Source organism: Nostoc sp. LEGE 06077 (assembly GCF_015207705.1).
Taxonomy (GTDB): domain Bacteria; phylum Cyanobacteriota; class Cyanobacteriia; order Cyanobacteriales; family Nostocaceae; genus Nostoc_B.
On record NZ_JADEWI010000009.1, the window covers coordinates 100,618 to 126,866 of the forward strand.

Below are 26,249 nucleotides of genomic sequence, written 5' to 3' on the forward strand. Positions count from 1 at the left end.
GAAATATACTCTTACCCATATCAACCCTCTGGCTTTTATTGGTTCAACATTTAAGACACGGCAGATTTAGCTTGATGAAGCCTCTGGGCAAAAAAGCACATCAGAATCTACATGGAGAATATAATCACCCGTACACTGTTCCAAAGCAAAAAAATATTGGTAAATTGGCGCTCCATCAAAATCTTTGACCTCTATATCATCACGTCCAAAATATTTTTTTAAAACTGACCTTTGAATTGCTTCATCCCACGGTACTTCATCTACTCGATTGATAATCCCTTCAGTTCGCAGTTGATCTAATTTCGTTCTTAATTCCTCTATTTGTCCTGTCTGACGTTCTAAGTATTTACCTGCTGGCTTACCAATATCTAAAGCTACTAGCTTTTCATGAAACGGATAATTCAATGAGCGAAGCATACTTCGGAGTGTTTTTTCCATGAATGGGTTATCAGTAACACAAGCGTTGGTAGTAAAGCTGACTGTATACTGTTGCTCAAGAGTAGTCATTATTTAAAAATTTAATTTCCGACTATAAGATTAAGTAACGAGAACATTCAGCCTTTAAAAAGCTAATTGCTCAAGCCGCTAGAATTCTATCCCATCTGGTATAAATATTGAAGCCTATACCCCGTAAAAATCCTACTAAAGTAATACCAAATTCTTGGGCAACAGATACCGCCAAACTGCTAAGTACATAAACAGAACACACAATTGGCACTCCAGCCACTAGAGATTTTTACAAAATCTCACAACTAGAACGATCACTTCCCATTACAATCTGACGATAAAAAGGTAACTCATCCACTGAGTACGGCGTTACCAATCAACTTATCTAAAGCATTGTGGCGGACAACATCCTCTTACAAGTGCAACATTGCCCCTTGAGCATCAAATAGCGCCGCAGCGTATAACTCACCTGTTGAAATAAAGATACCTGGTTGCGATCGCAACTGTTGAGATAAGCTGTAAATAACCTCAGACTTGACTGTTAGGTTAAACCTGTAATCCTAGCTTTACCACAAACTCCAAAAGCACTATTTATGAGTTTAAAAATGCCGTTCCCAAGGCTGTAAATCTGGATTTAACCCTGGTTTTAGTTGCACATTAAATAAATAATATTGTAACGCTATGCACCATCTACAGATTCATCTGTGCAGTAGCTCATCCTTTGGATATCGCCCCACTAACAGCACTCAGCACTTTGCGATATATATAAGCAATACTATAAAAGTCTGACTAATCAAAAAATGCAAGCAAAAGAGATAAGTATTTATCTCTAAATTGGCTACGAGGTAATCTTAAAATGCCCAAATGGAAAGTGGTAACAGAATTTTCTTTTAATAGCGCTCACTACATCAAAGATTACGATGGCCCCTGCGGTCGGATGCATGGACATAATTACCAAGTCCGCATTGAAGCCATCTCCACGCAACTGCATTCTTCACAATATTGTCCACATCCAGTGATGGTGGCTGATTTTAGAACTTTACGTTGGGCAAAACAAGATGCCACAAAAGGAGGACTTGACCACTGCATTTTAAATGAAGTTATGCCTCCTGAATATGAGACGACTGCGGAAATGATTGCTAAGTACATTTACGATGAAACTAAGAAGCGAGTGCCACCAAATGTACAATTAAAAATTCAGGTTTCAGAAACACCTAATAGTTGGGTAGAGTATGAAGAATAATAATTGGTTAATAGGTTAGTACACAATCTTGGTAATTGGGATCAGCCCTTCCCAATGAAACTTGTTTCATCGCCCAGAAGGTAAGAGGGACTATTACCTAGCCTCTAGTCTCCAGTCCCTCTTCATCCCTCTTACTGGATAAAACATTATTAGTATTCATCTAATTTTTTAGCTATTTTTGATCATTAAATACATTTTTAAACTATAAATAATTAAGATACTTCTTTGGGTGGATGGCATTTATAAAATATGATGGACATACAGACATAGTATCAGTAACTTTTTATTAACAAATAAATGCAATAGTGCATTTCTGAAAGTTCATAAAGTTATAAATCACATTATTAATTTTTTAATAATACTTGTCTCAGCTTGTACATTCATGCCATAAGTTAAGGCCGAAATTGTGTAATCTAAAAACAGCTAGGCTAATCTCAATGAGGTCTGATGACTCCTAATATTCTGCGTCAGCTTTGGTCTGTGGTTGAAACCGCCCAAACCATGACCCTCTTACAGCTGGATGATTCTAGCTTGGTGCAATGGTTAGTAAAACAAACCACAACACAAGTTTTCTTAGATTCCCATGAGATTGATTCTCTCGGTGACTATATTCAATCCCGGCTAAGTCTGATTCGTGATATCGCTTATGAGCGACACTACTAAGAAGTCAATAGTCAAAACCATTGACCATTGACCGTTGACCATTGACTATTGAGGCAAATAACCTTCCACTAAGCAATCGGAACCAACCACACGCCAACGAACACGTTCTAATGGTAATGCTTCGGTCATGCTAGTAAAACCTAAATCACCGACAGGTGTAGGCGCATGACTACCGCCAATAATTTTAGGAGCAATAAAAGCCATAACTTTTTGTACGGCTCCTTGAGCGATCGCACTTGCAGCTAAATTACCGCCACACTCCCACAAAACACTGCAAAAACCCTGTTCATATAAGTGCATCATTGCGTGTTGGGGTGTCAGCACTGGTAATTCCATAACCTCTACGCCGTGTTTAAGCAACGTTTTTTGTAAATCAGGGTTGGCTCCAACTTCAGTTAAAACCAACGTTGGCGCTTCTTGGGTATCCCACAAGCGAGCAGTTTCTGGCAAGTTGAGTTGACGACTCATCACCACCCGTAAAGGATTATGCGCCCCCACTTGATGGCTAGTTAAGAAAGGATTATCTTGTCGGACTGTATTACCACCAACAATGATGGCATCACAAGCCGCCCGTAGTTGATGTACTTCACTGCGGGCGGCTTGATTTGTCACCCAAGCACTATGACCAGCAGTAGTGGCGATTTTGCCATCTAAAGTCATGGCATATTTCAAAATTCCTAAAGGTTTTTTATAGAGAATGCGATGTACAAACGCTTCATTTAGTTGTTGACAGGCTTCAGTTTCTACCCCAACTACCACCTCAACACCAGCCGCACGTAACCGAGCAATTCCACCCCCAGCCACCAAAGGGTTAGGATCAACCATCCCCACTACCACCTTAGCCACTCCAGCCTCTATCAACCCTGCCGAACAAGGAGGAGTACGCCCATAGTGGTTGCAAGGTTCGAGGTTAACATAAACTGTAGCCCCACGAGCGCCAACGCCTGCTGCTCTCAAAGCAAAAACTTCAGCATGAGGTTCCCCTGCACGAGGATGAAACCCTTCGCCCACAATCTCGCCATCTTTGACTACAACCGCCCCCACCAGCGGATTAGGCGAAGTGCGCCCCAACGCACGGCGGGCAAGTTCCAAACACCGCTGCATCATCCGGGAGTCAAAGTCAGTTTCACGGCTCATACTGTCCTGGGTTTGTGAATTAGATACCACTGGTGTTGGCGCAACCTCTCCAGAAGAGAATCGCACTATCAACCCATCTTTTTGAGTGTAATTTAGTGATGTATCTACCTGAGTAACAACTGGGGAATTATCCATAAATTTTGGGCAATATTTTCAATCTTCTGCACGTTACCGACTTGGAATTGATATCTCAACAGTAATATCTCCGAGCTACTGTTCGCTGTCGGGGTGCATACTTAAATACTATTGCACCGAAACTATTGACCATTGACATCAACTAAAAAGAGTGAGGATTTAGGGACTGTACCCATCATTCCTCACTCCTGAAACTTAAACTCAAAATTATTTCCTCTGTAACTATTGCTCGATTGCTTTGCGCTTTTGCCACCAAAGATTTAGGGGATAGTAAACTATAGGGGCCCAAAGACTACTGAGAATGGCTGAGGCTAGGGCAACCCGTTGGTAATAAGCCCAGATGTATTCTACTTTGCGATCGCCAGTCAAACTCAACTGCAAACCGAAAATTGATTCTGCCAAAATTGCCATTAAAAAGACAATTAAAGCGATAGAAATAAAGTCTTCCTGAATAAATCGCTGCTTCTGCACTAATCCAGTCAGCAGTCCTACTAAACCCAAGGTTAAAGCATGAGTCGGGTCTGGTGATGTCATTGCATCTTGAAGTAGCCCTAGAACTATACCCGCTACTACTCCTTCCCAAACAGAGCGTTTGACACTCCAAGCCACTACCCAAATTAACAGCCAATTAGGCCCAATGCCCAACAATTCTGTGCCAGGAAAGCGAGTCGGTAACAGTAGCAAACATAGCAATACAGATCCAACTGTTACAGACAAATCTAACAGTTGAACTACACGCGGATGCCAACGGGCGATCGGTTTGCGATACGCTTTAGATTTTCGCTCCGCCGCTTTGGGCTTTTTCTGTTTACGACCATTAAATGAAGGTATCTTCATTATTTTGATTTTTGCAGTTGTTGATTTGCCTGTTCTTGCTGTTCCGACTCTGGGTTTTCCTGTTGTTGGTTTGTTGGTTTTGGATAAACAGCAACCCAATCTAATGACCTAATTGGTGGGAAAAGTTCAACTTTCGCAACTGATGCAGGCAATTTCTTTAAATCTAAAGATTTAATTCTCCCTACTGCCAAACCAGAAGGAAATTTTTGGCTGTAAGTTGAAGTCGAAACTAAATCTCCCACTTTGACATTCGGAACTTTTTCATAAAATTCCAACACAGCTTCCGCTGAAGAATCGCCCCGCAACACTCCCTTAGCTGAGGTGCGGCTAATAGTCACACCTACTTGACTTTTGAGATCACTAATCAACAACACACGACTAGTATTTGGGGTGACAGTATCTACTAAACCAACTAATCCACCTTCAGCCTTGACAATAAACCCTTCTTGAATGCCAGAATTTGAGCCACGATTGAGAGTAACTTGTTGCCACCAATGATCCGCACTCCGCCCTACTACCCGCGCTGGTAAGGGACGTGATGCAGCTGGCTCAGTCTGGACATAACCTAATAAGTGTTGTAACTGTTGATTTTGGCTTTCCAGTTCTTGGATGCGCGTTTGCATCTCCATAAACTGAGCATCTTTCAGGCGTTCCTCTAAACGTTCTTCGGGAGTTTGCCCAGATTGCAAAATCTGTAAAGGATGCGTCACTACTTGGTAAACTTCCAGCAGCATTGCCCCTTGAGTCTGTCGTAATATCCAAGCACCACCTAGTACAAAGGCCAGCGAAGCAATCTGTAATCCTTTGCGACCCCACCAACGACGTACAGTAACCATTTATACCTGTTTCTATATTTTGATAGATATCGGATTCTATTTATATGAAACCCAAATCTAAGGCAAATAGAACCCAATATCCCATATTTTTTCCTACATATTTCGAGAACGGGCGCTGAAGACTCTTTCCAACTGTTTAAAGTTCTCTAGTACACGGCCTGTTCCCAGCACCACACAGCAGAGAGGATCAGCCGCAATGTGAGTCACAATCCCCGTTTCATGACTGATTAGGGTATCTATGCCTTTGAGTAGCGCCCCACCACCAGCCAGCATAATACCACGGTCAATGATGTCAGATGCTAGTTCTGGCGGTGTTCTTTCTAATGTCCGCTTCACCGCTTCAACAATAATTGATAACGGTTCCATCATACTTTCGCGGATTTCTGGGCTTTTGATAGTGACAGTTCGCGGTAAACCAGACAGTAAGTGTAAACCTCTAACTTCCATCATGGTTTCATTATCTTCGTTGGTGGGATAGGCAGAACCAAGACGAATCTTGATATCTTCCGCAGTCCGTTCACCAATCACCAAGTTATGAACCTTCTTCATATATTGGGTAATAGATTCAGTGAGTTCATCACCCGCAATGCGGACTGATTCACTGATAACAGTACCCTGGAGACTTAACACAGCAACTTCTGTTGTGCCACCACCAATATCGATAATCATGTTACCAGTGGGTTCGGCAACTGGTAGCCCGGCCCCAATTGCCGCTGCTACTGGTTCATCGATTAAATATACTTCTCTCGCCCCAGCTTGAACTGCGGCATCCATAACTGCTCGTCTTTCTACTCCGGTGACACCACTGGGAATCCCAATGACAATCCGAGGTAAAATCAGCGATCGCCCCTCATTAACTCGCTGAATAAAGCTTTTAAGCATTAACTCGGCTGTATCAAAATCAGCGATTACACCATCACGCAAGGGACGCAAGGCAATCACGTTTTCCGGTGTGCGACCGAGCATTTTTTTGGCATCTTCACCTACTGCCAGCGCCACCTTTTCAATTTGATCGATCGCCACTACAGAAGGTTCTTGCAGTACAATGCCTTTACCAGATACATAAACAAGGGTATTGGCAGTACCGAGGTCGATACCCATATCCCATGATGAGCGAAAGTTCCTAAACAGCCCCACGCTTCTCTACGCCCCCTATTCGCAATACTTTTTGACTATAAAAAAATGTTAGATTGAATCGTGCTGGATTCTATTACGTTTTTAATCATCAGTCTAGTAAACTTGGCCATTTTTTGATTTAGTTTTGACCATACTGACTAAATTTGAGACATTTACGTTTTCGATATTCCCAGCTTAACTCAGTATATCCGTACAGTTTTTTAGTTTTCCCCAAGTAATAGCTCAAATTTATATGGCTTGCAAGGGTGTTAACTTTTTAACACATTTTTAATGAGAAGGAGTCAGAAAACAGAATTCTGAATTCTTCTTCTGCGAGTTCATAATTGGCTATTATAGGATTCAAGACAAATAAGTACGTCAGTACTAAAAGGTAAAGCACATGACTATTAATTTAGTCCACCTCATTGGTCGTGTAGGTGGCGACCCAGACATGAAGTATTTTGATTCTGGTAAGGTTAAGTGTAGATTAACACTGGCAGTTAACAGAAGAACGCGCAATAGTGACGAGCCTGATTGGTTCAACTTAGAACTATGGGGTAAGACGGCCGAAATTGCTGGTACTTATGTGCGTAAAGGTAAACAAATTGCTGTTAAAGGTTCTCTCAAGTTTGACACCTGGAACGATCGCCAAACAGGAGCCAGCCGTTCTACACCAGTTATTCTTGTAGAACAGCTAGATTTATTAGGCTCTAAGCAAGATAGCGACGGCAGTATGAACGATATGTCTCCAGAGAATTTTTAACAAAGATGGTTTGGGAAAATGGGGTGTAGGGGTGTAAGGGTGTGGGGTATAAGGGTTTTAGATACATACACATACCAGTGCCTCCCCTAGATCCCTATACCCCAATACAGTTCAGATCAGCTTTTTTGTCTTTTACTGTTCCCCGTTCCCTGTTCCCTGTTCTCCACAAGAAAACTTTCTTAACTTAACCGTATTGCCCCATACCATTGATTTTCGTTTTTATGCGTAAGTCCTAACTAATAACTAATTTGCAACGTCACAGATGCTTCTATTTCCTGTTCGCCTCCAACTACAGGTGTAGAAGCATCTTCCGCAACTTTTGCTGCCTGGGCGCGTAAAAATACAGGTGGTGGGGGGGCGCTGGCGTTATTAACTTGAATAGTGACTATTTCTTTAGATTTCAGACCTAAAGCACTGAAAACAGCGTCAGCTTGCTGTTGAGCATCTTGAGTTGCTTCTTTTAATGCTACTTGACGAGCAGCAGCGATCGCTTCATCACTCGCAATAAAACTGACACCGTTAATTTGCGTTGCCCCAGCTTTCACCGCATCGTCTAACAATGTCCCTGCTTTTTCGGTGGCGATGCGAAAACTCACAGTGTTACTAGCAGAATAACCCGTAATTCGTTGCACGTTATTGTTGTAACTGTAAACAGGATTGAGGCGAATACCTGTAGTTTCGAGTTTTTCGACATTGCGGCTTTTGAGCAAAGCAACTACAGCCGATGACCTCTTAGCAGCTTCTTGCTGTACTTCTTGGGCAGTTTTACCTTGAATTTCCACCCCTAAATTCACTAGTGACAAAGTAGTAGGAACTGATTCCATCCCCCGTCCACTCACCGTCAGAGTCCGCCATAACTTTTCTTTTTCCTGGGCGGATGCGGGTAGCATCAGCGTGACGAATAACAGCAAAGCTAAGGGTAGAGATTTCCACAACTTTGCAGCACGAAACTGAGAACCAGACAAAGCGGCTCTAGACATAAACTTGCACTCCTCTGAAAAATATATACAGATGCTAATAAGTAAACTGCATCCAGCAATCATTCGTTAACTGTTAAGCATTAATAGTTAACAGTCAGTTCGCTCGATACGATTTGTATGTTCTTACTGTGACATTACTGTAGTCAAAAACAGGTATTGTTACATTTTTGGAAACTAAAAAATTACAGCAAAACTTCTGGAGATTGTGTCATGGCGTATTGGCTGCTGAAAACTGAACCGGATAAATACTCTTACGCGGATTTAGAACGAGATGGTAGTACAGTGTGGGATGGAGTGACAAATGCTCTCGCCCTCAAGCATATTCGCACAATGCTTCCCGGTGATTTAGCTTGGATTTATCACACTGGCAAAGAACGACAAATCACAGGTTTAGCCGAGATAGTCACTCAGCCTTACCAAGACCCAGCCCTCAATGATGTCAAGCTAGTAGTTGTCAAGGTGCAAGCAGTCCACCCAGTCACTCAGCCTGTTACCCTAGGCCAAATTAAGCAAGAAGACCAATTTTCCGGCTTTGATTTATTGCGACTCCCCAGGTTATCTGTTGTCCCTGTCTCAGAAGTTCATTGGCAACACCTCATCAAACTCACAGCCAGCGAAACTTAAACTTACAGCAGGGAATGGGGAACAAGGTTGCAAAACTCTTTGTATATAACTCTGTTCTACAGATTTTTACCTCATTCACCTGCATCTGTTGTAAATACTATGAGGCGTTGGCAAAAAAGTGTTAATTGAGTATTTTGAACTACGAATTAACGAAGAAAGGTTAAAGATTTAAGTAGATACACGATTATTCTCTGATTTAGGTAAGTAGCATAATAAGCGCAACTATAATAAAAAATTTTCAGTTGGATTTCCCACAGAGCATTAGCATAATTTGCTCAAAATTCTGGATTAACAAAATACTATTGAGTGGAATAGATCAATGCTCTTCCGCATACCTGAACGTTGGATGCACTGGGTGCGTTGTCTGTTAACTTTCGCATGGCTCGTAATCATTGCTTCGCTGTTATACGACCCCTGGACTCCAGCACTGACTAAACTAAATCAGACTTCCATTCCACAGCAACTTGCTAATAGCTGTATTCACGTACAGGGTAAATGCTTCTCAGGACAATCTTATTCTCTGGGAACAACTTTAATGTGGGGAGTAATTGTACCTGCATCAATTTTTATTTTACTTGTTTTTGGACATGAACTGTGGCGACGCATTTGCCCCCTTTCATTTCTGTCACAGATTCCCCGCGCCTTGGGTTGGCAGCGTCAGTCTCAATGGCAGAAAAAAAAAGCAGGAAAATTACCCTACAAGTTAGCAAAAGTCAGTCCAAAATCCTGGTTGGGCAAAAATTATCCTTACCTACAGTTTGGATGGTTATTTATTGGACTATGTGGCCGGATTTTACTTTTTGATGCCGATCGCCTAGTTTTGGCATTATGGTTGTTGTTGACTATTGCTTTGGCTATTATTGTTGGCTATCTCTATGGCGGAAAGACATGGTGTAATTATTTCTGTCCAATGGCTCCGGTAGAAAAAATTTATAGTCAACCCAGTGGGTTATTCAGCAGCAAGGCTGACATGAGCAAGTCGATGTGCCGCATTGTTTTGCCAGATGGTAAAGAACAGATTGCCTGTGTAGCCTGTCAAAACTCTTGTATTGATATTGACGCGGAACGAGGGTATTGGGAAAGTTTAAAAAAGCCAGCAGAATCTTTTGTGCGTTACGGCTACAGCGGTTTAGTAATTGGTTTCTTTGTTGATTACTACCTTTATGCAGGTAATTGGGAATATTACTTTTCTGGAGCTTGGGTACGGCAATCTCACCAGATGGGAACACTATTGAGTCCAGGACTTTATCTGTTTAGACACCAAATTAATCTCCCCAAGATAATTACTGTGCCAATTATCTTGGGAGGATTTACAGCGATCGCCTATATTTTAGGACGCTTTGCGGAAAAACAAGCAAAAGCCTACTGCCGTCGGCGTAATCTCACTCTGTCTTCAGATATAATTCGCCATCGAATTTTTACCATTTCTACCTTTGGGATCTTTAATTTCTTTTTTATTTTTGCTGGCCGTCCTTTAATTTTATTAGCGCCATTGTGGATACAGTATATTTACAATTTACTATTAGTTCTACTTAGTACATTGTGGTTCTCCAAAACTTTGCCGCGTCGTCCTCATCTTTAATTTATACGCAAGTATTGCTAATCCGTTCTCAAGTTAAGCACAAGCCTCTGTCCAGAAAAGAGTAAAAATAAAGAGAAGGATTTTCGCGGAAACCATGCAGTTTTTAGATGTAATCAACTTTTCTTTTCCCCTGCTGGCCAGCACAACAGAAGCCGTAGATAGTTCTATGGTAGTAGCGGCTGTGCTGCTGAGTTTAGTGGTAATTTACTTCGCCAGCAAAGTTGGTGGGGAGTTATCCAACCGCATCGGTTTACCACCTGTTTTAGGCGAACTTGTCGGTGGTGTCATCGTAGGTGTTTCGGTTTTGCACCTGTTGGTGTTTCCTGAAGGTGGCGCAGACAGTTCTAGTTCTCTCATCATGGCCTTTCTGCAAACTACTGCTGGTTTGACTCCAGAAGCCACACCCCAGGTATTTGCCGCCCAATCAGAAGTTATTTCTGTGTTATCGGAATTGGGTGTGATTATCTTGCTGTTTGAAATTGGCTTGGAGTCTAACTTAAAAGACTTAATGGCAGTGGGTATCCAAGCAACTATTGTGGCAGTGGTAGGTGTTGTCGTACCTTTTGCTGCTGGTACTGTAGGTTTGATGACTTTATTTGGGATTAGTGCTGTACCAGCAATTTTTGCCGGTGCAGCCTTGACAGCTACAAGTATTGGGATTACCTCTAAAGTATTGTCAGAAATTGGTAAACTCAATTCCAAAGAAGGACAGATTATTCTGGGTGCGGCGGTGATTGATGACGTACTAGGAATTATTGTTTTAGCAGTAGTTGCCAGTCTGGCGAAAGATGGTGTAGTCGATGTAGGTAAAGTCATTTACCTAATTATTTGCGCTACAGCATTTCTGTTAGGTGCGATTGTTCTGGGTAATGTTTTTAATAAAACATTTGTGGCGATCGCTAATCAACTCAAAACACGGGGAGAATTAGTCATTCCCGCCTTTATTTTTGCCTTTGTCATGGCATATCTGGCTGCCATCATTCAATTAGAAGCAATTTTGGGAGCTTTTGCCGCTGGTTTAGTCCTAGAAGAAACGGATAAGCGCAAAGAACTGCAAAAGCAAGTGATTCCTGTAGCTGATTTGATGGTGCCAATTTTCTTTGTCGCAGTTGGTGCAAAAACTGATTTGGGGGTGCTAAACCCAGCTATTCCCAGCAACAGAGAAGGCCTAATTATGGCTATTTTCCTGATTACAGTAGCCATTATTGGTAAAGTTATTACAGGTTTGAGCGTCTTTGGTCAACCCGAAATCAATCGTTTAGCGATCGGTGTTGGTATGATTCCGCGAGGTGAAGTTGGATTAGTATTTGCTGGTGTCGGCGCTGCTAGTGGCGCTCTCTCAAAGCCATTGGGGGCGGCAATTATTATGATGGTTATCCTCACAACTTTTTTAGCTCCGCCTTTGTTACGTTTCGTATTTCCCGATTCCAGCAAAGTGGCAACTGAATCTGAGGCATTAATTAAAGATTAAAGATGAGGGACTGGGGGCGAGGAAGAAACAAGGTGGAAATAAAATTGTCTACTTCATCCTTGCTTATTCCCCCATCCCTTCATTAATTAAAGGAAACTTCTGTTTCTTGATATGCGTCCTTTGATATCGTTGTTTTTTAGTCATTTTGGCTATTGATTATTCGCCTTGAAAAAATAATTTGTTACCAATCTTACCTGATTACAAATCCTCATCTACATATGTTTATCGGAACTAGAAACTAGCAATTGTCAATATTGCCACATCCATGCGAAAGAGTAGCAGTTTGTACCTGATAAAATTGCTGGCTCACCAACAAAAAACACCAAATCAATTTATCACGAAGCCCAAAATTAACGATAATTGACTGAACCCAGCTAAAATCTGGTTATATTTGTGTTGCCTCTAATATTGTGTAAACAAAAAATTGATCTCTGAATAGTAAAGTAATCTCAAAGTTAAAGACTATGTAAGCAGTTTAAAATTTGCACTATTAATTGTTTCTTTAACCCAAAAAAAAGCCAAAGTCAAATCTCAAAACTTCTGGTGACAGAAGCACAACTTACCCAAATTTTTGCGATATTGACTTCCATAAATGCGAATCAGGAGAAAGGATTGTGAAATTACACTGGTTACTACCCGGTACTGTTGGGATGATCTGCTTACTGTCTTCGCCAGTTTTGGCAGCCAGACTGGAATCTTGGCGGTTTGATGCCAAGCAAAACCGCCTGGAATTTAATACTTCAGGGGGTGTTCAACCCAAAGCACAACTAATTTTCAATCCCACACGCCTGGTTATTGATTTACCAGACACAACCTTTGGCAGACCGCAGTTAACACAACCTGTAGGTGGAGCAATTCGGGCTATCCGTGTTGGCCAGTTTGAACCTCAAACAGCCCGTATTGTCGTGGAACTGTCTCCTGGTTATACTCTTGACCCCCAAGGCATAAAATTTGTTGGCATAACTCCTAGTCGGTGGACAGTACAATTGCCTAGGCCAAGACTAGAACCTGTCAACTCTTCCGCAGATAATGTTTACAACGTAGTCACCAGCCTAGATTCAGACACGAGACCGCCGTTACCGAGAGTTGTCAGTAGCACACAAAGCACAACTCAAATTGACAGCTTACAAGTTACAGGAGATGGTTTTTTTGTTCGCACTAACGGTGGGAATCCCCAAGTGAGAGTGAATCGTAGCCGCGATCGCTCTACTATTTTTATGGATATCTCTGGCGCAACTTTATCTACAAATTTGGCACAGCGAGACCTCAGCGTTAACAGGCATGGTGTAAGTCGTGTAGAATTTACCCAGCTACAAACCAGTCCACCCGCCGTCCGTATGACCTTGCGCGTCGATAAAAATAGCCCTGACTGGCGAGCAACTAGAAGTGGTGCTACTGGTTTGGTAGTTTTGCCTAATCGCTTTGCTACATTACCTAGAAATAATTCTAATAACTCTTCTGATAACCAACCAGAATTTTCTCCCCCCGGCCGTCGAGTTGTCAGCGACCAATCAGCAACAATTCAAGCTGTAGAACTGTCTGATGATGGTAAGCAACTACTAATTAGAGCCAACCAAACTATAAATGCTAGGGGTGGATGGGATAGAACCTCTGGTTTATATCGCATCACCATCAATGATGCTAAATTAGCGCCGCGGATTAAAGGCCCGATTTTGAATGCCAATAGTCCAATTTTGCGAGTCCGCCTGCAAACATCAGATGCTGACACGGTAGTGATTTTAGTTCAACCTGCGGCGGGAGTCCAAATTGGGCAAATTAACCAAAACGACGACCAAGTAACACTGCAATTACAAGGTTCTCGCCGAGTTGTAGCAGTTCCAGGTACACTGCCTTTTCCTTCAGATCAAAGTCAATTACCAGATCCCAATGACAATCCCCGTTCTATACCGCAACCTGGAACACGCCCCTTACCCAGAGGAAAGGTAGTAGTTGTCATTGACCCAGGACACGGTGGTAAAGACCCTGGAGCCATTGGGATTGGTGGAGTGCGTGAGAAGGATGTTATTCTGCCTATTGGTAAAAGGGTAGCTGAAATTTTGCAGCAAAATGGTGTGCAGGTGATTCTGACCCGGAGTTCTGACTATTTTGTGACTCTTCCTGGAAGAGTACAGTTGGCAGAAAGAGCGAATGCTGATGTATTCGTAAGTATCCATGCCAATGCTTTAGGTGGCGGTCGTTCAGATGTCAGTGGTTTAGAGACTTATTATTATGACAGTGGTTTGAGTCTAGCTCGTGTTGTCCATAGCAGCATTCTGCAAAGTCTGAATGTCAGAGATCGCGGCGTGCGCCGAGCCAGATTTTTCGTCCTCAGAAAAAGTTCTATGCCTTCAATTCTTGTTGAAACAGGTTATTTAACGGGTCGTGAGGATGTAGTCAAGTTACGTAGTTCAGCTTATCAAAATCAAATGGCAGATGCGATCGCTCGTGGTATACTCCAGTACCTCCGACGCAGATAAATTATCGTCAAACTTTAGTAAATATACTTAACTAAACCCATGAATAACTGATGTTTTGTCTTGTTAATAGTAATCTTGCTGATCTCATGCAAGAGTTAACTGTAATCTCACGGGTAAAAATCTATGGTTCTCACTTTTTTGAGTGAGAACTAATTTTTGAGTATGAGTAGATACATTTACATATCATGTTGTTTTCAAAATGTTAAATTAGGTGTCACCAGCTTTACCAAAATCAGTTGATAGTAGCAATAACTTTTTGGGTACATTGATCATCAGCCATCAAACAACTCAAAACTAATCTCTACTGATTTTACGTATATTGATTGGAAGTATTTATTGTCTTGAATGCCAGAATAAAATTTCTGGTTGCCACGGAAGTTCTGATGAGCAGTGTCCACTATGCAGACTTCTGGAGTTAAAACTAAGTTGGGCGGTGACGGTGTGAGGATTTACCAATAGATACGTGGACATTTTGACGGCTTCTATGAATGTGAATTAGGAGAAACGACTGTGAAACTACACTGGTTACTAACCGGTACTATTGGAACTATCTTCTTGCTATCGTCGCCTGCTTTGGCAGCGAAACTTGAGTCTTGGCGCTTTGATGCCAAGCAAAACCGTTTGGAATTTAATACTTTGGGGGCTGTTCAACCCAAAGCACAACTCATTTTTAATCCCACTCGTCTGGTAATTGATTTACCAGATACAGATTTTGGTAGACCACAGTTAACACAACCAGTCGGTGGAGCAGTTCGCTCGATTCGTGTAGGGCAATTTGACCCCCAGACAGCCAGAATTGTTGTGGAACTAGCTCCCGGTTATACTATTGACCCCCAAGGGATAAAATTTATCCCGACTACTGGTAGTCGTTGGTTAGTACAATTACCCACACCAACAGCAACACCCATAACATCATCAGCCGATATTTCACTTCAGTCTGAACCTCAGCCGTTAGAACCCACCGCTAATTCTGAATTTCCGGCGAGAAATATTTACTCGGTAGTCAAAACCAACCCAGTAACATCAAATAATCCCCGACCACTTGGTAATACCCTCGCCGCAGTAACTCAACTGGAAAGTTTCCGAGTTACTGGTGATGGTTTTTTTGTCCGTACTAATGGTGGTAATCCGCAAATTCAGGTGAATCGCAGTTCAGACAAACGCGCAGTTCATATCGATATTGCTGGTGCCTCCTTATCTTCCAGTTTGTCGCCACAAGATTTGTCCATAAATCGCTATGGTGTTAGTCGGATTCAATTTTCTCAGTTGCAAACAAGAAAACCAACAGCCCGCATAACATTATATGTGGAGCCAAATAGTCCTGACTGGCGGGCAAGTACTAGCAGTATTGGTGGCTTTGTAATTCTACCTAGTCGTGTTGTGAGATTGCCTGGTAATAGCGATGAAAATCTTATTTCTGAGGCGACTGGCTCACCCGCCATCATTCAAGCTGTGGAGTTAGCTGAGAATGGCACTCAACTTTTAATTCGCTCTAACAGACCTGTATCGGCCAAGGGTGCTTGGGATAGATCTTCTGGTTTATTTCGGATTGCGATCGCCAATGCTCAGTTAGCCCCTAGAGTCATTGGCCCAGCTTTTAATGCTAATAGTCCCATTCTGCGGGTACGTTTGCAACCACAAGAAGATTCCGTCAATATTTTGATTCAACCCGCTGCGGGAGTCCAAATTGGGGAAGTCAACCAAGTTAGTAATCAGTTGTTGGCTGTACAGTTACAACGCACTCGCGCCGTTACACCACCAATAGGTTTTCCGCCTCTACCTTCCAGTGGAAGTCAATTACCAAACACCAATGTCTCAGTACCCAGAACACCCCCAGTCCCCAACGGCAAACTGATAGTAGTGATTGACCCTGGACATGGTGGGAAAGATTCTGGCGCTCCTGGTTTGGGTGGACTATTAGAAAAGGATGTGATTTTACCAATTGGTAAACGGGTAGCAGCAATTCTAGAACGTAATGGTGTAAAAGCAGTTCTCACCAGAGATGCTGACTTTTTCGTTGAACTTCAAGGACGAGTAGATATTGCTGAACGAGTGAACGCCACTGCATTTGTGAGTATCCACGCTAATTCTGTAGATAGTCGCCCTGATGTGAATGGGTTAGAAGTATATTATTACGATAGTGGTTATGGTTTAGCTGAAGTAGTTCGCAAAACTATTCTGCAAGATATTGGCACCATTAAAGATCGGGGAACACGCAAAGCGCGATTCTATGTTTTGAGAAAAAGCTCTATGCCTTCGATTTTAGTCGAAACAGGATATATGACCGGTCGGGAAGATAATCCCCGATTGGGTTCACCAGAATATCAAAATCGCATGGCAGAAGCGATCGCGCGGGGAATTCTCCAGTACTTACGTCACAGGTAAGAATACAGCCAAGCTTAAAATATAGTACAAGTTTTTAATTACTGTGTGGGAAGTCGCTTTAATTCTACAGACGCTGATTCTGACTCCTGAATTCGATTTGCTGAACTACTGAACCACAAAGAATTTAGTAGTCACTTGACAAATTGTCTGCTAAATTCTGTATTTTAAATGCCAAATCCTAAATCAATATCTGCCTGTGTATTCATCTTCCATTTTTGAAGGTAATCTTTACGATTTTTCTGATAAAGAACCTCAACGCGCCCCTATCGGGGTTTTTGACAGTGGTGTGGGTGGGCTGACGGTACTGCGACAAATTTACCGCCAACTACCAAATGAATCGATTATTTACTTTGGTGATACAGCCAGACTGCCTTACGGTATTCGTTCCCAAGCAGAAATTCTGCAATTTGTGCGCGAAATTCTCGGCTGGATGCAGCAGCAGCAAGTAAAAATGGTAGTGATGGCTTGTAATACCAGTTCCGCCCTCGCTTTAGAAATTGTCCGCCAAGAATTTAATATCCCGATTTTGGGTGTAATTCTCCCAGGCGCTAAGGCGGCGGTGCAGCAAGGTAAGCGCATTGGTGTGATTGCTACCCCCGCCACTGCTAAAAGTAATGCTTATAAACAGGCGATTTTGGAAATTGACCCAGAGGTACAAGTCTGGCAAGTTGGCTGTCCAGAGTTTGTCCCGTTAATTGAACAGAATCGCATTCATGACCCTTACACTACTGAGGTAGCACGCTCTTATTTAGAGCCTTTACTTCAACAAGAAATTGATACTTTAGTCTACGGCTGTACTCATTATCCGCATTTAGCGCCAGTATTGCGATCGCTTCTTCCATCTCATGTCAAATTAATTGACCCCGCTGTTCATGTCACAGCCGCTTGTGACCAAGATTTAGCGTTACTAGGCTTAACTAATACCCACCCGCCATTACCAACTCGCTTTGTCGTTAGCGGTTGTCCACAACAATTTGCTCAGTCCGCAGTTCAGTGGCTAGGTCATACCCCAATGGTCGAAGTCGTAGATTTAAATAACACAGTTGTTTCTCAATTTTCATAAGTTTTTATTTAGTCAATAGTCAAACCTCAAAGGTCAAAGTTTGCTTAAATATCCAAATTTAATCACTAACGACCATTGACTATTGACTATTGACTATTGACTATTGACTGATAATTAATAAGCATTGACTATTGACTAATAACTATTGACTCTTGACTATTAACCACCTCAGTTACCTGTGATGTTATAGACACTTCATGTTGATGTTTCTCATGATTTCTCGATAGAGAATCATGATAGATAGATTTTTGACCACTGCGCTTTGCTAGTGCTAATAATAGATAAACTGTGAATAAATACCCAGCAGCTAAAATAAAAATCATCATAGGCATGTTAGCGTAAATCATTGTGCTACCAACTTTTTTTCTTGAACAATATCAAATTTCATACAACACGTATAACTTCAACCATGCAAGAAAATCCTTGATGGTCTGAGTTTGCTATGCTAAATTTTCCCTAGAGTTATGACACTCTTAGGTCAACAAACAGAACTATTTAATTACAGTTATTTGCAGACAATACATACCACAACAGTTAATTTGCCAAATAGCATAATTAACTGCGCTCCTCAGCAGTTTACTTAGTCTGCATTATTGTTTTTCATACCTCTCTGGTAGGATATACCACGACTTTCAGCGCAAGCTGTAAGCCGAAAGCGAACCCCTGTAAGGATACCGCCTAACTCCATCCCAAGAAGTTTATCTGCCACTACAAAATTACAAGAAATAATTCTCTTGGTTTTATTTTGTTGGCAATTAGCTATTCTGGATTCAAAACAACATATAGGTAACATCACCCAAAAGTGCTTTACCCTTACGTTGTCAATACCTGAAAAATTTAAAATCCCTACATTTTAGCGTAACACAACGAACCTGACTTTTAAGCCAACGTTGGGGCTAAATTTGGAATTTTTAGCAGGTTAAATTCATGGATGAAATGAATTTTTCTTTGATTAAAAATATTGTTTGTGTTTTATTTGATCATAAAGAACAAAAACTTAAGATCCCACCAATGTAGTTATTATTACTTACAAGAGGTGATGTTAAATATAAATTTATCGTAAAAATAAAAGATATCTTGACAAAATAATGCTTACTGAATGAGTTGAACAACGAATTTAATTTTCTTATACTTGTATATATACTTAGGCTACTGAAGAAACTAGAAATTTTCTAGTTCAGCAAACACAAATCACCAATACGAAATAATCTCTCGATCAACCATTGGGAAAAATGATGATGAATCGGAAAGTGAGTTATTACATTTCTTGGGGCGATCACCAATGCTGTTGAGTCTGTGTTCAAGATTCGGTGACAGTCATTTATAAACAGGACTACAAAGATTGTCTGTGGAGACTGGATGTGGGGGTGTAAGGGTTTTAGATCCATACACCCTTCCCAAAACCCTTGATTTTTCGTTTTTATGCGTCAGTCCTAAGAAAATTGGTGTTAATTCTCAGATTTCTGGCTGAACTACAAAAATTTTTTTCTTACCAACTCAGACCAGCCAAACCGCCTGTTTGCCTTAACAGCAACGAGATAGCAGTTATTTCCACTAGTCAGAATCACAGCCAAAAAGCAAGTATTCTCTCAGCAAAACTTTGCGCTGGCACAGGGTTATCTTAAAATGAGTGTAGGATATGTAAACTTTCGTAACCTAAGCCAGAGTCCGGCCATCCATGACCCCAGCTACCTCCCTGTTTACCCCTGTGGAAGCAGACTTGCACCTACTAGCCGATAACCTCAAGCAGCTAGTTGGCAATCGCCACCCCATTCTTTTTGCAGCCGCCGAACATTTATTCGGAGCTGGGGGAAAGCGCATCAGACCCGCGATCGTCCTGCTGATATCGCGGGCGACAATGTTAGAAGAAGATATCACCCAGCGTCACCGCCGCCTAGCCGAAATCACAGAAATGATTCACACGGCCAGCCTAGTGCATGACGATGTGGTAGATGAATCGCAAATGCGCCGTGGCGTACCCACTGTTCATAGCTTGTTTGGCAATCGCATTGCTGTACTAGCAGGTGACTTTCTCTTTGCTCAATCATCTTGGTATCTGGCCAACTTAGATAATTTAGAGGTAGTCAAACTCCTCTCAGAAGTAATTATGGATTTGGCTACTGGAGAAATTCAGCAAGGCATGAACCGCTTTGATAGTAGCCTGGCAATTGAAACTTACCTGCAAAAAAGCTATTACAAGACTGCCTCACTCATTGCCAATAGTGCCAAAGCTGCTGGGTTACTGAGTGAAGTTTCCCCAGAAACAGCCCAACAGTTGTATAACTACGGGCGAAATCTCGGTTTAGCGTTTCAGATTGTAGATGACATATTAGATTTCACCAGTACTACAGATACTTTAGGTAAACCAGCAGGTTCTGACCTCAGAAGTGGGAATTTGACCGCACCTGTTTTATTTGCCCTAGAAGAGAAACCATATTTAGAAGTGCTAATTGAACGCCAGTTTGCCCAAGCAGAAGATTTAGAGCAAGCACTAGCATTAATTCAAGATAGTCGAGGGATACAGCAGGCGCGAGAATTAGCTGCCCATCATGCCAAGTTAGCAGCTGAAGATATGGCAATTTTGCCCCCGTCAGAATCACGTCAAGCCTTAATTGACATCACGGAATATGTGCTGAGTCGACTTTATTAAAAATTTTTGATTGTAAATTTTTGATGTTGGAGTTGGGAGTAGGAAAATTTGGAGTGTATCCGAAGAATCCTAACTCCCAATTTTTTTTAAGCAATATCTGGCGGTATCTGTCTCGACTTCTGTTGGGGCTTGAGCCTTTGTTTTAGCTGCTTTTGAATGGTTTTTTCTAACTGAGAACGCTGCACTTCAAAAGTATGGTCTAGTGTACCCGGTGTTTCTAAAAAAACTATGCTGTCTACGGGTGCTAGGGCGATTAATTGGAACAAAATATGGGTGACAGCAATGGGTGTGGCCACCACTTGAGGGTCTCGCCCAGCAGATGAAATTAGGGAAACATCCTGTATGGTAGAAAAAGCGTAAATCACCTGCTTCTCCAAACTTGGATCTGCACGGTGGCTCAATGTAGTTAAGACCCAGCTTCCCTCCTTTTGGAGAATGTAGTACTGGGAGTGGCGTAATTGTTGAGCGATCGCGCGAAAAGCAGGAACAATTGCTGCAATAAGATGTGGTGAAATACCATCGCGGGGTGCATTGTCGATCAGCAATTGAATTTGTGTTTCTAAATCCATAATGACTTGTCAACGACTTTTAAGTAATGGCAATCACAGCAGGTCAAGGTGTGAACAATCCCCAGCAAATTGGGAATAATAAAATCAGCCATATCCTCATTACAGGATAGACCTGCGTTTAGCTTATACGCAAAACACACAAAGCCAATACCTACCGTCGTACAGGTTGTTTCTATGTATGTTAGGGTCTTTTAAACACCGAGACTATGAATTCAGCCGCAACCGCAACTATTCCAACCGCAACTTTTCTGGGAGAACATACTATCGGCGTGGAGGTGATATTTCAACTCCTGTACAAGGAGTTCCGGCAATCAACCAAAGCCTCAGAACAAAATTGCCATGATGTGGCAACACGCATTACCACCGAAGTATACCGAATTTGCAGCGAAAGTAAACGCATCCAAGCTTCCGGTGCTGTCGAAAGCTCCGCAATGACCCTAGCTAGACATCGGCTGCAACAATGTCAGAGGTACTATCAGTTAGGTTCCAATAGAGGCAGAGTTGAATTACACAGTACGCTGAGTGCCATTATTTATCGTTACATTAATCCTCCCCAGCGACAATTGAGCTATCAAGGGCGGCTGACTATCATAGAAGATTTTCTACAAAGTTTTTATTTAGAAGCATTGAATGCTTTCCGACGGGAGAATCAACTAGGTACTACCTATCGTCCCCAATCTCTTCTGGAATTAGCAGAGTATATGGCCTTTACCGAACGCTACGGTAAGCGCCGCATTCCTTTACCCGGTCGTCAGCAACAGCTAATCATTCTGCGGGCGCAGACCTTCTCACAACAACAACCTCCAGAAACCAGTGTAGATATAGAACAAGCTTCTGAAGGTAGTTCTGGTGATGGTGATGGTTCTTGGGAAGAGCCAGCAGTACACAAGTTACGCTCCACAATGGCGACACAACCAGAACCAGAACCCGAAGAAGACACTTTGCGTTCTGTTGTGATTACCGAATTGATGAGTTATTTGGAGCAAAAACAACAATCTGATTGTGCTGATTACTTCTCCCTACGGCTTAAAGATCTATCAACACAAGAAATTGAAACAATTTTAAATCTCACTCCGCGTCAGAGAGATTACTTACAACAGCGCTTCAAGTATCATTTAATTAGGTTCGCTTTATTACATCGTTGGGAACTAGTCCACGAATGGTTGGAAGCTTCTTTACACACAAATTTGGGACTAACTCCACAACAATGGGAAGCCTATACCTCCCAACTAGACGAGAAACAGCGGTCTTTACTAGACTTAAAACAACAAGGACAACCTGACGAGAAAATTGCCAAAACTCTAGGGTTATCAATGGCACAACTGCAAAAACGCTGGTTTAAAATTCTGGAACAGGCTTGGGAAATTCGTAACTCATTAGTGTCCGGATCAGGTGCATCTACTCATGAATAGTGACTCAGAATCCTTAAAAAACCAATTACTCACTTGGTTGTTGGCAGATGATGTCAACACCAGTGAAACTAACTTGGTCGAGTTTAAGGAAATTGACGGGGTGGACAACTCTCTCAAACAATCAGCCACTTTCGCCAGTGGCGATCCAGAGTTGGGAGGGATACCCCAAACCTTTAAACTGGGAGACATTCCTACTGTGCAAGACCGTTTCCAAGCCGTACTCAAGCGTCGGTTACAAACCGAAATCGAAAATCAGCCACCTTTGTTTCCTTGGGAAACACACTTAATGGAATATCCTGAGCGTTTGGAAGAGCGATCGCTCAGTTTAGTTCCTGCGTGGGGCTGGAAGGCACAACAATCTAAGCTGAATCTGCCGATCACTCTACCAGAAACAGTTTTCCGAGAATTGCTAGAAAAGTGCCAAACCCTGCTAACTGCTTCACTACCATTGGGAGCTAAATTAGTTCAGGTAGTAGAAAGCTTCTTCCCGCAAGAGTCTCATGCGCTCAATGATATAGCTGGTTTAGTACTCAGAAGTACTTATCGGTCTGCGGATGTTCTTGATCAAAAACTCAATATCGAGAACGATTACCCAGATTTACAACCACGTCAACAAATGGCACTGTCTTTAATGGCTGCCAAACAACTGCTAGAAAATTTAAGTCTACCAGTTACACCAAATAGTCCCGTAGTAGAAAGACAATGGTCTACGAGTGAGGGTCTCCTGACTTTACGGGTAGAATACCAATCTCGCGGTAAACAAACTCAGTTACAAGTTCAGGCTGATTTACCAACCAAAGGAATTGTGACATTGCGAGCAGATGGGACTTTGGCAATGGCTCAGTCTTCTAGTGCGGGCTGCTTGAATGTTGAGTTATCTTGTCATGAATTTAACCCAACTTATACATTAGAAGTTGAGTTTCCAGAAATAGACGAACAGCCTTTGTTGTTTGTGATTAATCCGACAATCTAGCTCAGGTTAAAGAACGCTGAGAAATTAAGAAAATTCTTGTGGTTTTGGAGCTTATCTTTTTTAATAAGCGATCATTAGGGCTTCTACGTTTTTTGCAACGATCATTAGGGCTAAAGATTTGAGACTCCCAAGGGCTGCTTCGGGGAGTTAATGCTATCTGAATCAGAATTTCGGCAATGTATGAGCTACAACTAGGTAGATAGTTTAACATTGCCAACGATATGAGACTCCCAAAGACTGCTTCGGGGAGTTACTTTTATCTGAACCAGAATTTCTCTAGGGTATGAGTTACAACTAAGTAGATGGTTTGACTAACCAAGCATTTTGTTAACTGCATCTACACCATTGCTAACCCTTGAAATGTTTAACTTATCCAGGATTAATTGGTTTTCACGTCTACCCAGAGTTCATAATTGGCGACAAAATATCCAGCAATCGCCTTTGATGGCAGTGGAAGATTCTCTGTCCTTGCGGGTGTTAGTGCTGGCATTGGTAATCATGGGAACTGTAGCAGTAGATATTGCTGCTGATACAACATTTAGTTTTTGGGCAGTTCCCTTAAATATTCTTGGTGCGATTTGGAGTTACCGCTATCGCCGCAATCCAAATATTCCAGTTAAATTCTGCATCGCCATTGGAATGTTAGTTGCTTTAGGCGCATTCTTTGGGCAGGTGTTGGGAGAATTAAATGATACGCGGCTGGCTTTAGCAGAGTTATTAATTCAACTGCAAATACTCCACAGTTTTGATATGCCCAGACGCAAGGACTTGGGCTATTCAATTGTGATTGGTCTAATTTTATTGGGTGTGGCAGCAACGTTGAGCCAAACTTTGGCGTTTGCACCTGTATTACTATTATTTTTAGCGATCGCCTTACCAACTTTAGTCTTAAATTATCGTTCCCAACTGGGTTTAACTCAGTCAACAGTTAAAAGGGAAAAGACAAAATCTACACAACTTGGCTCAAAATTATCTTTTTATTTTTTATTATTTACTTTAATTCTGGGACTGGGATTAGGAATTTTTGCAATTTTACCCCGCTTCCCTGGTTATCAATTACGGACATTTCCGGTTAGTTCACCCATTGAAGTCAAAGGTGGCTTTACAGGCAAGAGTATTATTAATCCTGGTTATGTCCGCCAAGGTAATGCCGAAAATCAAGGTAACGGTACTGGAGAAAGCCAAAATGGGCAACCAGGAAAGCTAAATGATAGCTTTTATTACGGTTTTAATAGCCAGATGAACCAAAACCTGCGGGGAAGCATGACACCCAAGGTGGTGATGCGGGTGCGATCGCAGGTGGAAGGATTTTGGCGTGTATTAGCATTTGATCGCTACACAGGTAAAGGCTGGGAAATTTCCCGCAATGATGATGTTACGACCCTCAAGCGATCGCCTTGGTCTTATCAAATTTATTTGTCTCCACCTCCTACTTCTTTGCCAACGAGAGAAGTAGTCCAAACCTATACAGTGGTGGCGGATTTGCCGAATTTGATTCCGGCGATGTCCTATCCCAAAGAAATTTACTTTCCGACACCGATTATTGCTGTTGATAGAGAAAATGGGCTGCGAGCGCCTGTAAGTTTATCTGAAGACCTAACATACACAGTCATCTCAGAAGTACCTTACCGTGATCGGACTACGTTAGGCAAAGTTACTACTAAATATCCCCAGCACATTCAAAAATACTATCTGCAAATTCCGCCAGAAATTGCTCCCAAAGTCCAAAAATTAACGGAAGAAATTCTGGCTAAATACCGTCAAAACAATGTTTCTAAGTTCTCCAAATCTAGTCCAGATTCTACCTATGAAAAAGTCCTTTACCTAACTCAATACCTCAAGCAACGCTACTCAATTCCTGAAAATCCCTTTGATTTTCCTTATTTGGGCGAAGAAGAAGACTTAGTAGAAGCTTTCTTGTTTAAACATCAAGGCGGCTACCCTGACCATTTTTCTACCGTGCTGACAGTGATGCTACGTTCTATTGGCATTCCAGCGCGGTTGGTAGCGGGGTTTAGTCCAGGAGAGTTTAATCCCTTTACGGGGATGTATGTTGTCCGTAACACTGATGCTTACGCGATGACAGAAGTTTACTTCCCCAAATATGGCTGGTTTGCCTTTGACCCCATTCCCAATCATCCGTTAATTCCACCATCAATTGAAGACTCGCAAACTTTTAGTGTTTTGCGCCAATTTTGGCATTGGGTGGCTGGCTGGCTCCCTTCCCCTGTGACTGGGTTATTTAATAATGTATTTGGGACAATTTTTAGTTGGATATTCAGAGCGATCGCTTGGTTTTTGGCTTTATTCGCTCAAGGTTGGCTAGGTGTCTTAACTGGCTTAACTCTGGGAACTACAATCGCTTTCTTTGGTTGGCTAGGTTGGGTACAGTGGCGGGAGTGGTTAAAACGTCGCTGGTTGAGTAAATTACCGCCAATGGAAAAACTTTATCAACAAATGCTGCAATGGACTGCGACAAAAGGTTTAGGTAAGCATCCAGCACAAACACCCCTAGAATACGCCAAAGTTGCATATCAACATCATCCTCCAACCACAGCCCAAGTCATAGATGAAATTAGTCAGGCTTATGTTAGCTGGCGCTATGGTGGTCAAACGCCCAACTGGCAACAATTACGCCAAAAATGGCTGGAATTGCAAAAAGCTAATGGTAAATAGTCAAACAATTTTAGATTGACGATAGCAAAGCGTTAACGAGTCTTCAAGCGTCTTTGGGAAAGGGGTGGGGCTTTTAGCGCAAGAATAATCCAAAATTTAAAATTGGCAATAGTCAATGGTCACTTGGACTAAACAAAGCCGAATATTTGTCCTGAGTAGAGCATTTCATAAATCCAGGACAAATTGAGTGACCTCAAGTTATTCGTTCTC

22 protein-coding genes are annotated in these 26,249 nt (G+C 42.0%); 13 read left to right on the plus strand and 9 right to left on the minus strand.

Annotation, left to right across the window (positions count from 1 at the left end):
* Positions 1 to 66: 66 nt before the first annotated feature.
* On the minus strand, positions 67 to 507 hold the full coding sequence (locus IQ244_RS08995; RefSeq protein WP_193892342.1) for a hypothetical protein: 441 nt from the start codon (positions 505 to 507) through the stop codon (positions 67 to 69).
* A 70-nt stretch (positions 508 to 577) separates the two neighbouring features.
* Positions 578 to 727 (minus strand): formate dehydrogenase accessory sulfurtransferase FdhD, encoded by a 150-nt coding sequence (locus IQ244_RS33190; RefSeq protein WP_322746043.1) that lies wholly within the window; start codon positions 725 to 727, stop codon positions 578 to 580.
* A 576-nt stretch (positions 728 to 1,303) separates the two neighbouring features.
* Here IQ244_RS33190 and IQ244_RS09005 point away from each other — a divergent pair.
* Complete coding sequence (locus IQ244_RS09005; RefSeq protein WP_193892345.1) at positions 1,304 to 1,690, plus strand: 6-pyruvoyl trahydropterin synthase family protein; 387 nt, start codon at positions 1,304 to 1,306, stop codon at positions 1,688 to 1,690.
* A 447-nt stretch (positions 1,691 to 2,137) separates the two neighbouring features.
* Positions 2,138 to 2,353 carry a hypothetical protein gene (locus tag IQ244_RS09010; RefSeq protein WP_193892348.1) on the plus strand — a complete coding sequence of 72 codons (216 nt, stop codon included), beginning with the start codon at positions 2,138 to 2,140 and terminating at the stop codon, positions 2,351 to 2,353.
* A gap of 45 nt (positions 2,354 to 2,398) precedes the next feature.
* On the opposite strand, the gene ribD is transcribed toward IQ244_RS09010, so the two are convergent.
* From ribD to IQ244_RS09030, 4 genes are all read right to left on the minus strand, one after another.
* Complete coding sequence (ribD, locus tag IQ244_RS09015; protein ID WP_193892351.1) at positions 2,399 to 3,625, minus strand: bifunctional diaminohydroxyphosphoribosylaminopyrimidine deaminase/5-amino-6-(5-phosphoribosylamino)uracil reductase RibD; 1,227 nt, start codon at positions 3,623 to 3,625, stop codon at positions 2,399 to 2,401.
* A gap of 222 nt (positions 3,626 to 3,847) precedes the next feature.
* Complete coding sequence (mreD, locus tag IQ244_RS09020) at positions 3,848 to 4,462, minus strand: rod shape-determining protein MreD (RefSeq protein WP_193892354.1); 615 nt, start codon at positions 4,460 to 4,462, stop codon at positions 3,848 to 3,850.
* On the minus strand, positions 4,462 to 5,298 hold the full coding sequence (gene mreC, locus IQ244_RS09025; RefSeq protein ID WP_193892357.1) for a rod shape-determining protein MreC: 837 nt from the start codon (positions 5,296 to 5,298) through the stop codon (positions 4,462 to 4,464). Before mreC ends, mreD begins: the two co-directional genes overlap by 1 nt.
* A gap of 93 nt (positions 5,299 to 5,391) precedes the next feature.
* A complete protein-coding gene (locus IQ244_RS09030; protein WP_193892612.1) occupies positions 5,392 to 6,399 on the minus strand; it encodes a rod shape-determining protein in 1,008 nt (335 codons plus the stop codon).
* A gap of 415 nt (positions 6,400 to 6,814) precedes the next feature.
* Between IQ244_RS09030 and IQ244_RS09035 the strand changes: the two genes are divergently transcribed.
* Positions 6,815 to 7,177 (plus strand): single-stranded DNA-binding protein, encoded by a 363-nt coding sequence (locus IQ244_RS09035; protein WP_193892360.1) that lies wholly within the window; start codon positions 6,815 to 6,817, stop codon positions 7,175 to 7,177.
* Positions 7,178 to 7,413: 236 nt separating this feature from the next.
* On the opposite strand, the gene IQ244_RS09040 is transcribed toward IQ244_RS09035, so the two are convergent.
* Entirely contained in the window at positions 7,414 to 8,157 is a 744-nt protein-coding gene (locus tag IQ244_RS09040; protein ID WP_193892363.1) for an SIMPL domain-containing protein, read from the minus strand.
* A 210-nt stretch (positions 8,158 to 8,367) separates the two neighbouring features.
* Here IQ244_RS09040 and IQ244_RS09045 point away from each other — a divergent pair, with 210 nt between their 5' ends.
* From IQ244_RS09045 to murI, 6 genes are all read left to right on the plus strand, one after another.
* On the plus strand, positions 8,368 to 8,781 hold the full coding sequence (locus tag IQ244_RS09045) for an EVE domain-containing protein (protein ID WP_193892366.1): 414 nt from the start codon (positions 8,368 to 8,370) through the stop codon (positions 8,779 to 8,781).
* A 319-nt stretch (positions 8,782 to 9,100) separates the two neighbouring features.
* Positions 9,101 to 10,363 carry a 4Fe-4S binding protein gene (locus IQ244_RS09050; protein WP_193892369.1) on the plus strand — a complete coding sequence of 421 codons (1,263 nt, stop codon included), beginning with the start codon at positions 9,101 to 9,103 and terminating at the stop codon, positions 10,361 to 10,363.
* A gap of 94 nt (positions 10,364 to 10,457) precedes the next feature.
* Positions 10,458 to 11,834, plus strand: a complete 1,377-nt coding sequence (locus IQ244_RS09055; protein ID WP_193892372.1) for a cation:proton antiporter — start codon at positions 10,458 to 10,460, stop codon at positions 11,832 to 11,834.
* A 614-nt stretch (positions 11,835 to 12,448) separates the two neighbouring features.
* On the plus strand, positions 12,449 to 14,311 hold the full coding sequence (locus IQ244_RS09060; protein ID WP_193892375.1) for an N-acetylmuramoyl-L-alanine amidase: 1,863 nt from the start codon (positions 12,449 to 12,451) through the stop codon (positions 14,309 to 14,311).
* 510 nt (positions 14,312 to 14,821) lie between these two features.
* On the plus strand, positions 14,822 to 16,696 hold the full coding sequence (locus IQ244_RS09065) for an N-acetylmuramoyl-L-alanine amidase (RefSeq protein WP_193892378.1): 1,875 nt from the start codon (positions 14,822 to 14,824) through the stop codon (positions 16,694 to 16,696).
* Positions 16,697 to 16,892: 196 nt separating this feature from the next.
* Positions 16,893 to 17,759, plus strand: a complete 867-nt coding sequence (gene murI, locus IQ244_RS09070; protein WP_193892380.1) for a glutamate racemase — start codon at positions 16,893 to 16,895, stop codon at positions 17,757 to 17,759.
* Between the two features lie 128 nt (positions 17,760 to 17,887).
* Here murI and IQ244_RS09075 read toward each other — a convergent pair whose 3' ends face one another.
* Entirely contained in the window at positions 17,888 to 18,106 is a 219-nt protein-coding gene (locus tag IQ244_RS09075; RefSeq protein ID WP_193892382.1) for a hypothetical protein, read from the minus strand.
* A 1,331-nt stretch (positions 18,107 to 19,437) separates the two neighbouring features.
* Between IQ244_RS09075 and sds the strand changes: the two genes are divergently transcribed.
* Complete coding sequence (gene sds, locus IQ244_RS09080; protein WP_193892384.1) at positions 19,438 to 20,409, plus strand: solanesyl diphosphate synthase; 972 nt, start codon at positions 19,438 to 19,440, stop codon at positions 20,407 to 20,409.
* 86 nt (positions 20,410 to 20,495) lie between these two features.
* Here the strand turns inward: sds and IQ244_RS09085 are convergent, their stop codons facing one another.
* Positions 20,496 to 20,978, minus strand: a complete 483-nt coding sequence (locus tag IQ244_RS09085) for a hypothetical protein (protein WP_193892419.1) — start codon at positions 20,976 to 20,978, stop codon at positions 20,496 to 20,498.
* A 206-nt stretch (positions 20,979 to 21,184) separates the two neighbouring features.
* Between IQ244_RS09085 and hetZ the strand changes: the two genes are divergently transcribed.
* The 3 genes from hetZ to IQ244_RS09100 all read left to right on the plus strand — a co-directional run bounded on the left by hetZ (position 21,185) and on the right by IQ244_RS09100 (position 26,039).
* Positions 21,185 to 22,390: a heterocyst differentiation protein HetZ gene (gene hetZ, locus IQ244_RS09090; RefSeq protein WP_193892437.1), complete on the plus strand. Its 1,206-nt coding sequence runs from the start codon at positions 21,185 to 21,187 to the stop codon at positions 22,388 to 22,390.
* Positions 22,383 to 23,363, plus strand: a complete 981-nt coding sequence (locus IQ244_RS09095) for a PatU (RefSeq protein WP_193892439.1) — start codon at positions 22,383 to 22,385, stop codon at positions 23,361 to 23,363. The genes hetZ and IQ244_RS09095 overlap by 8 nt, the downstream gene beginning before the upstream one ends.
* 360 nt (positions 23,364 to 23,723) lie before the next feature.
* A complete protein-coding gene (locus IQ244_RS09100; RefSeq protein WP_193892441.1) occupies positions 23,724 to 26,039 on the plus strand; it encodes a transglutaminase TgpA family protein in 2,316 nt (771 codons plus the stop codon).
* Positions 26,040 to 26,249: the final 210 nt, after the last annotated feature.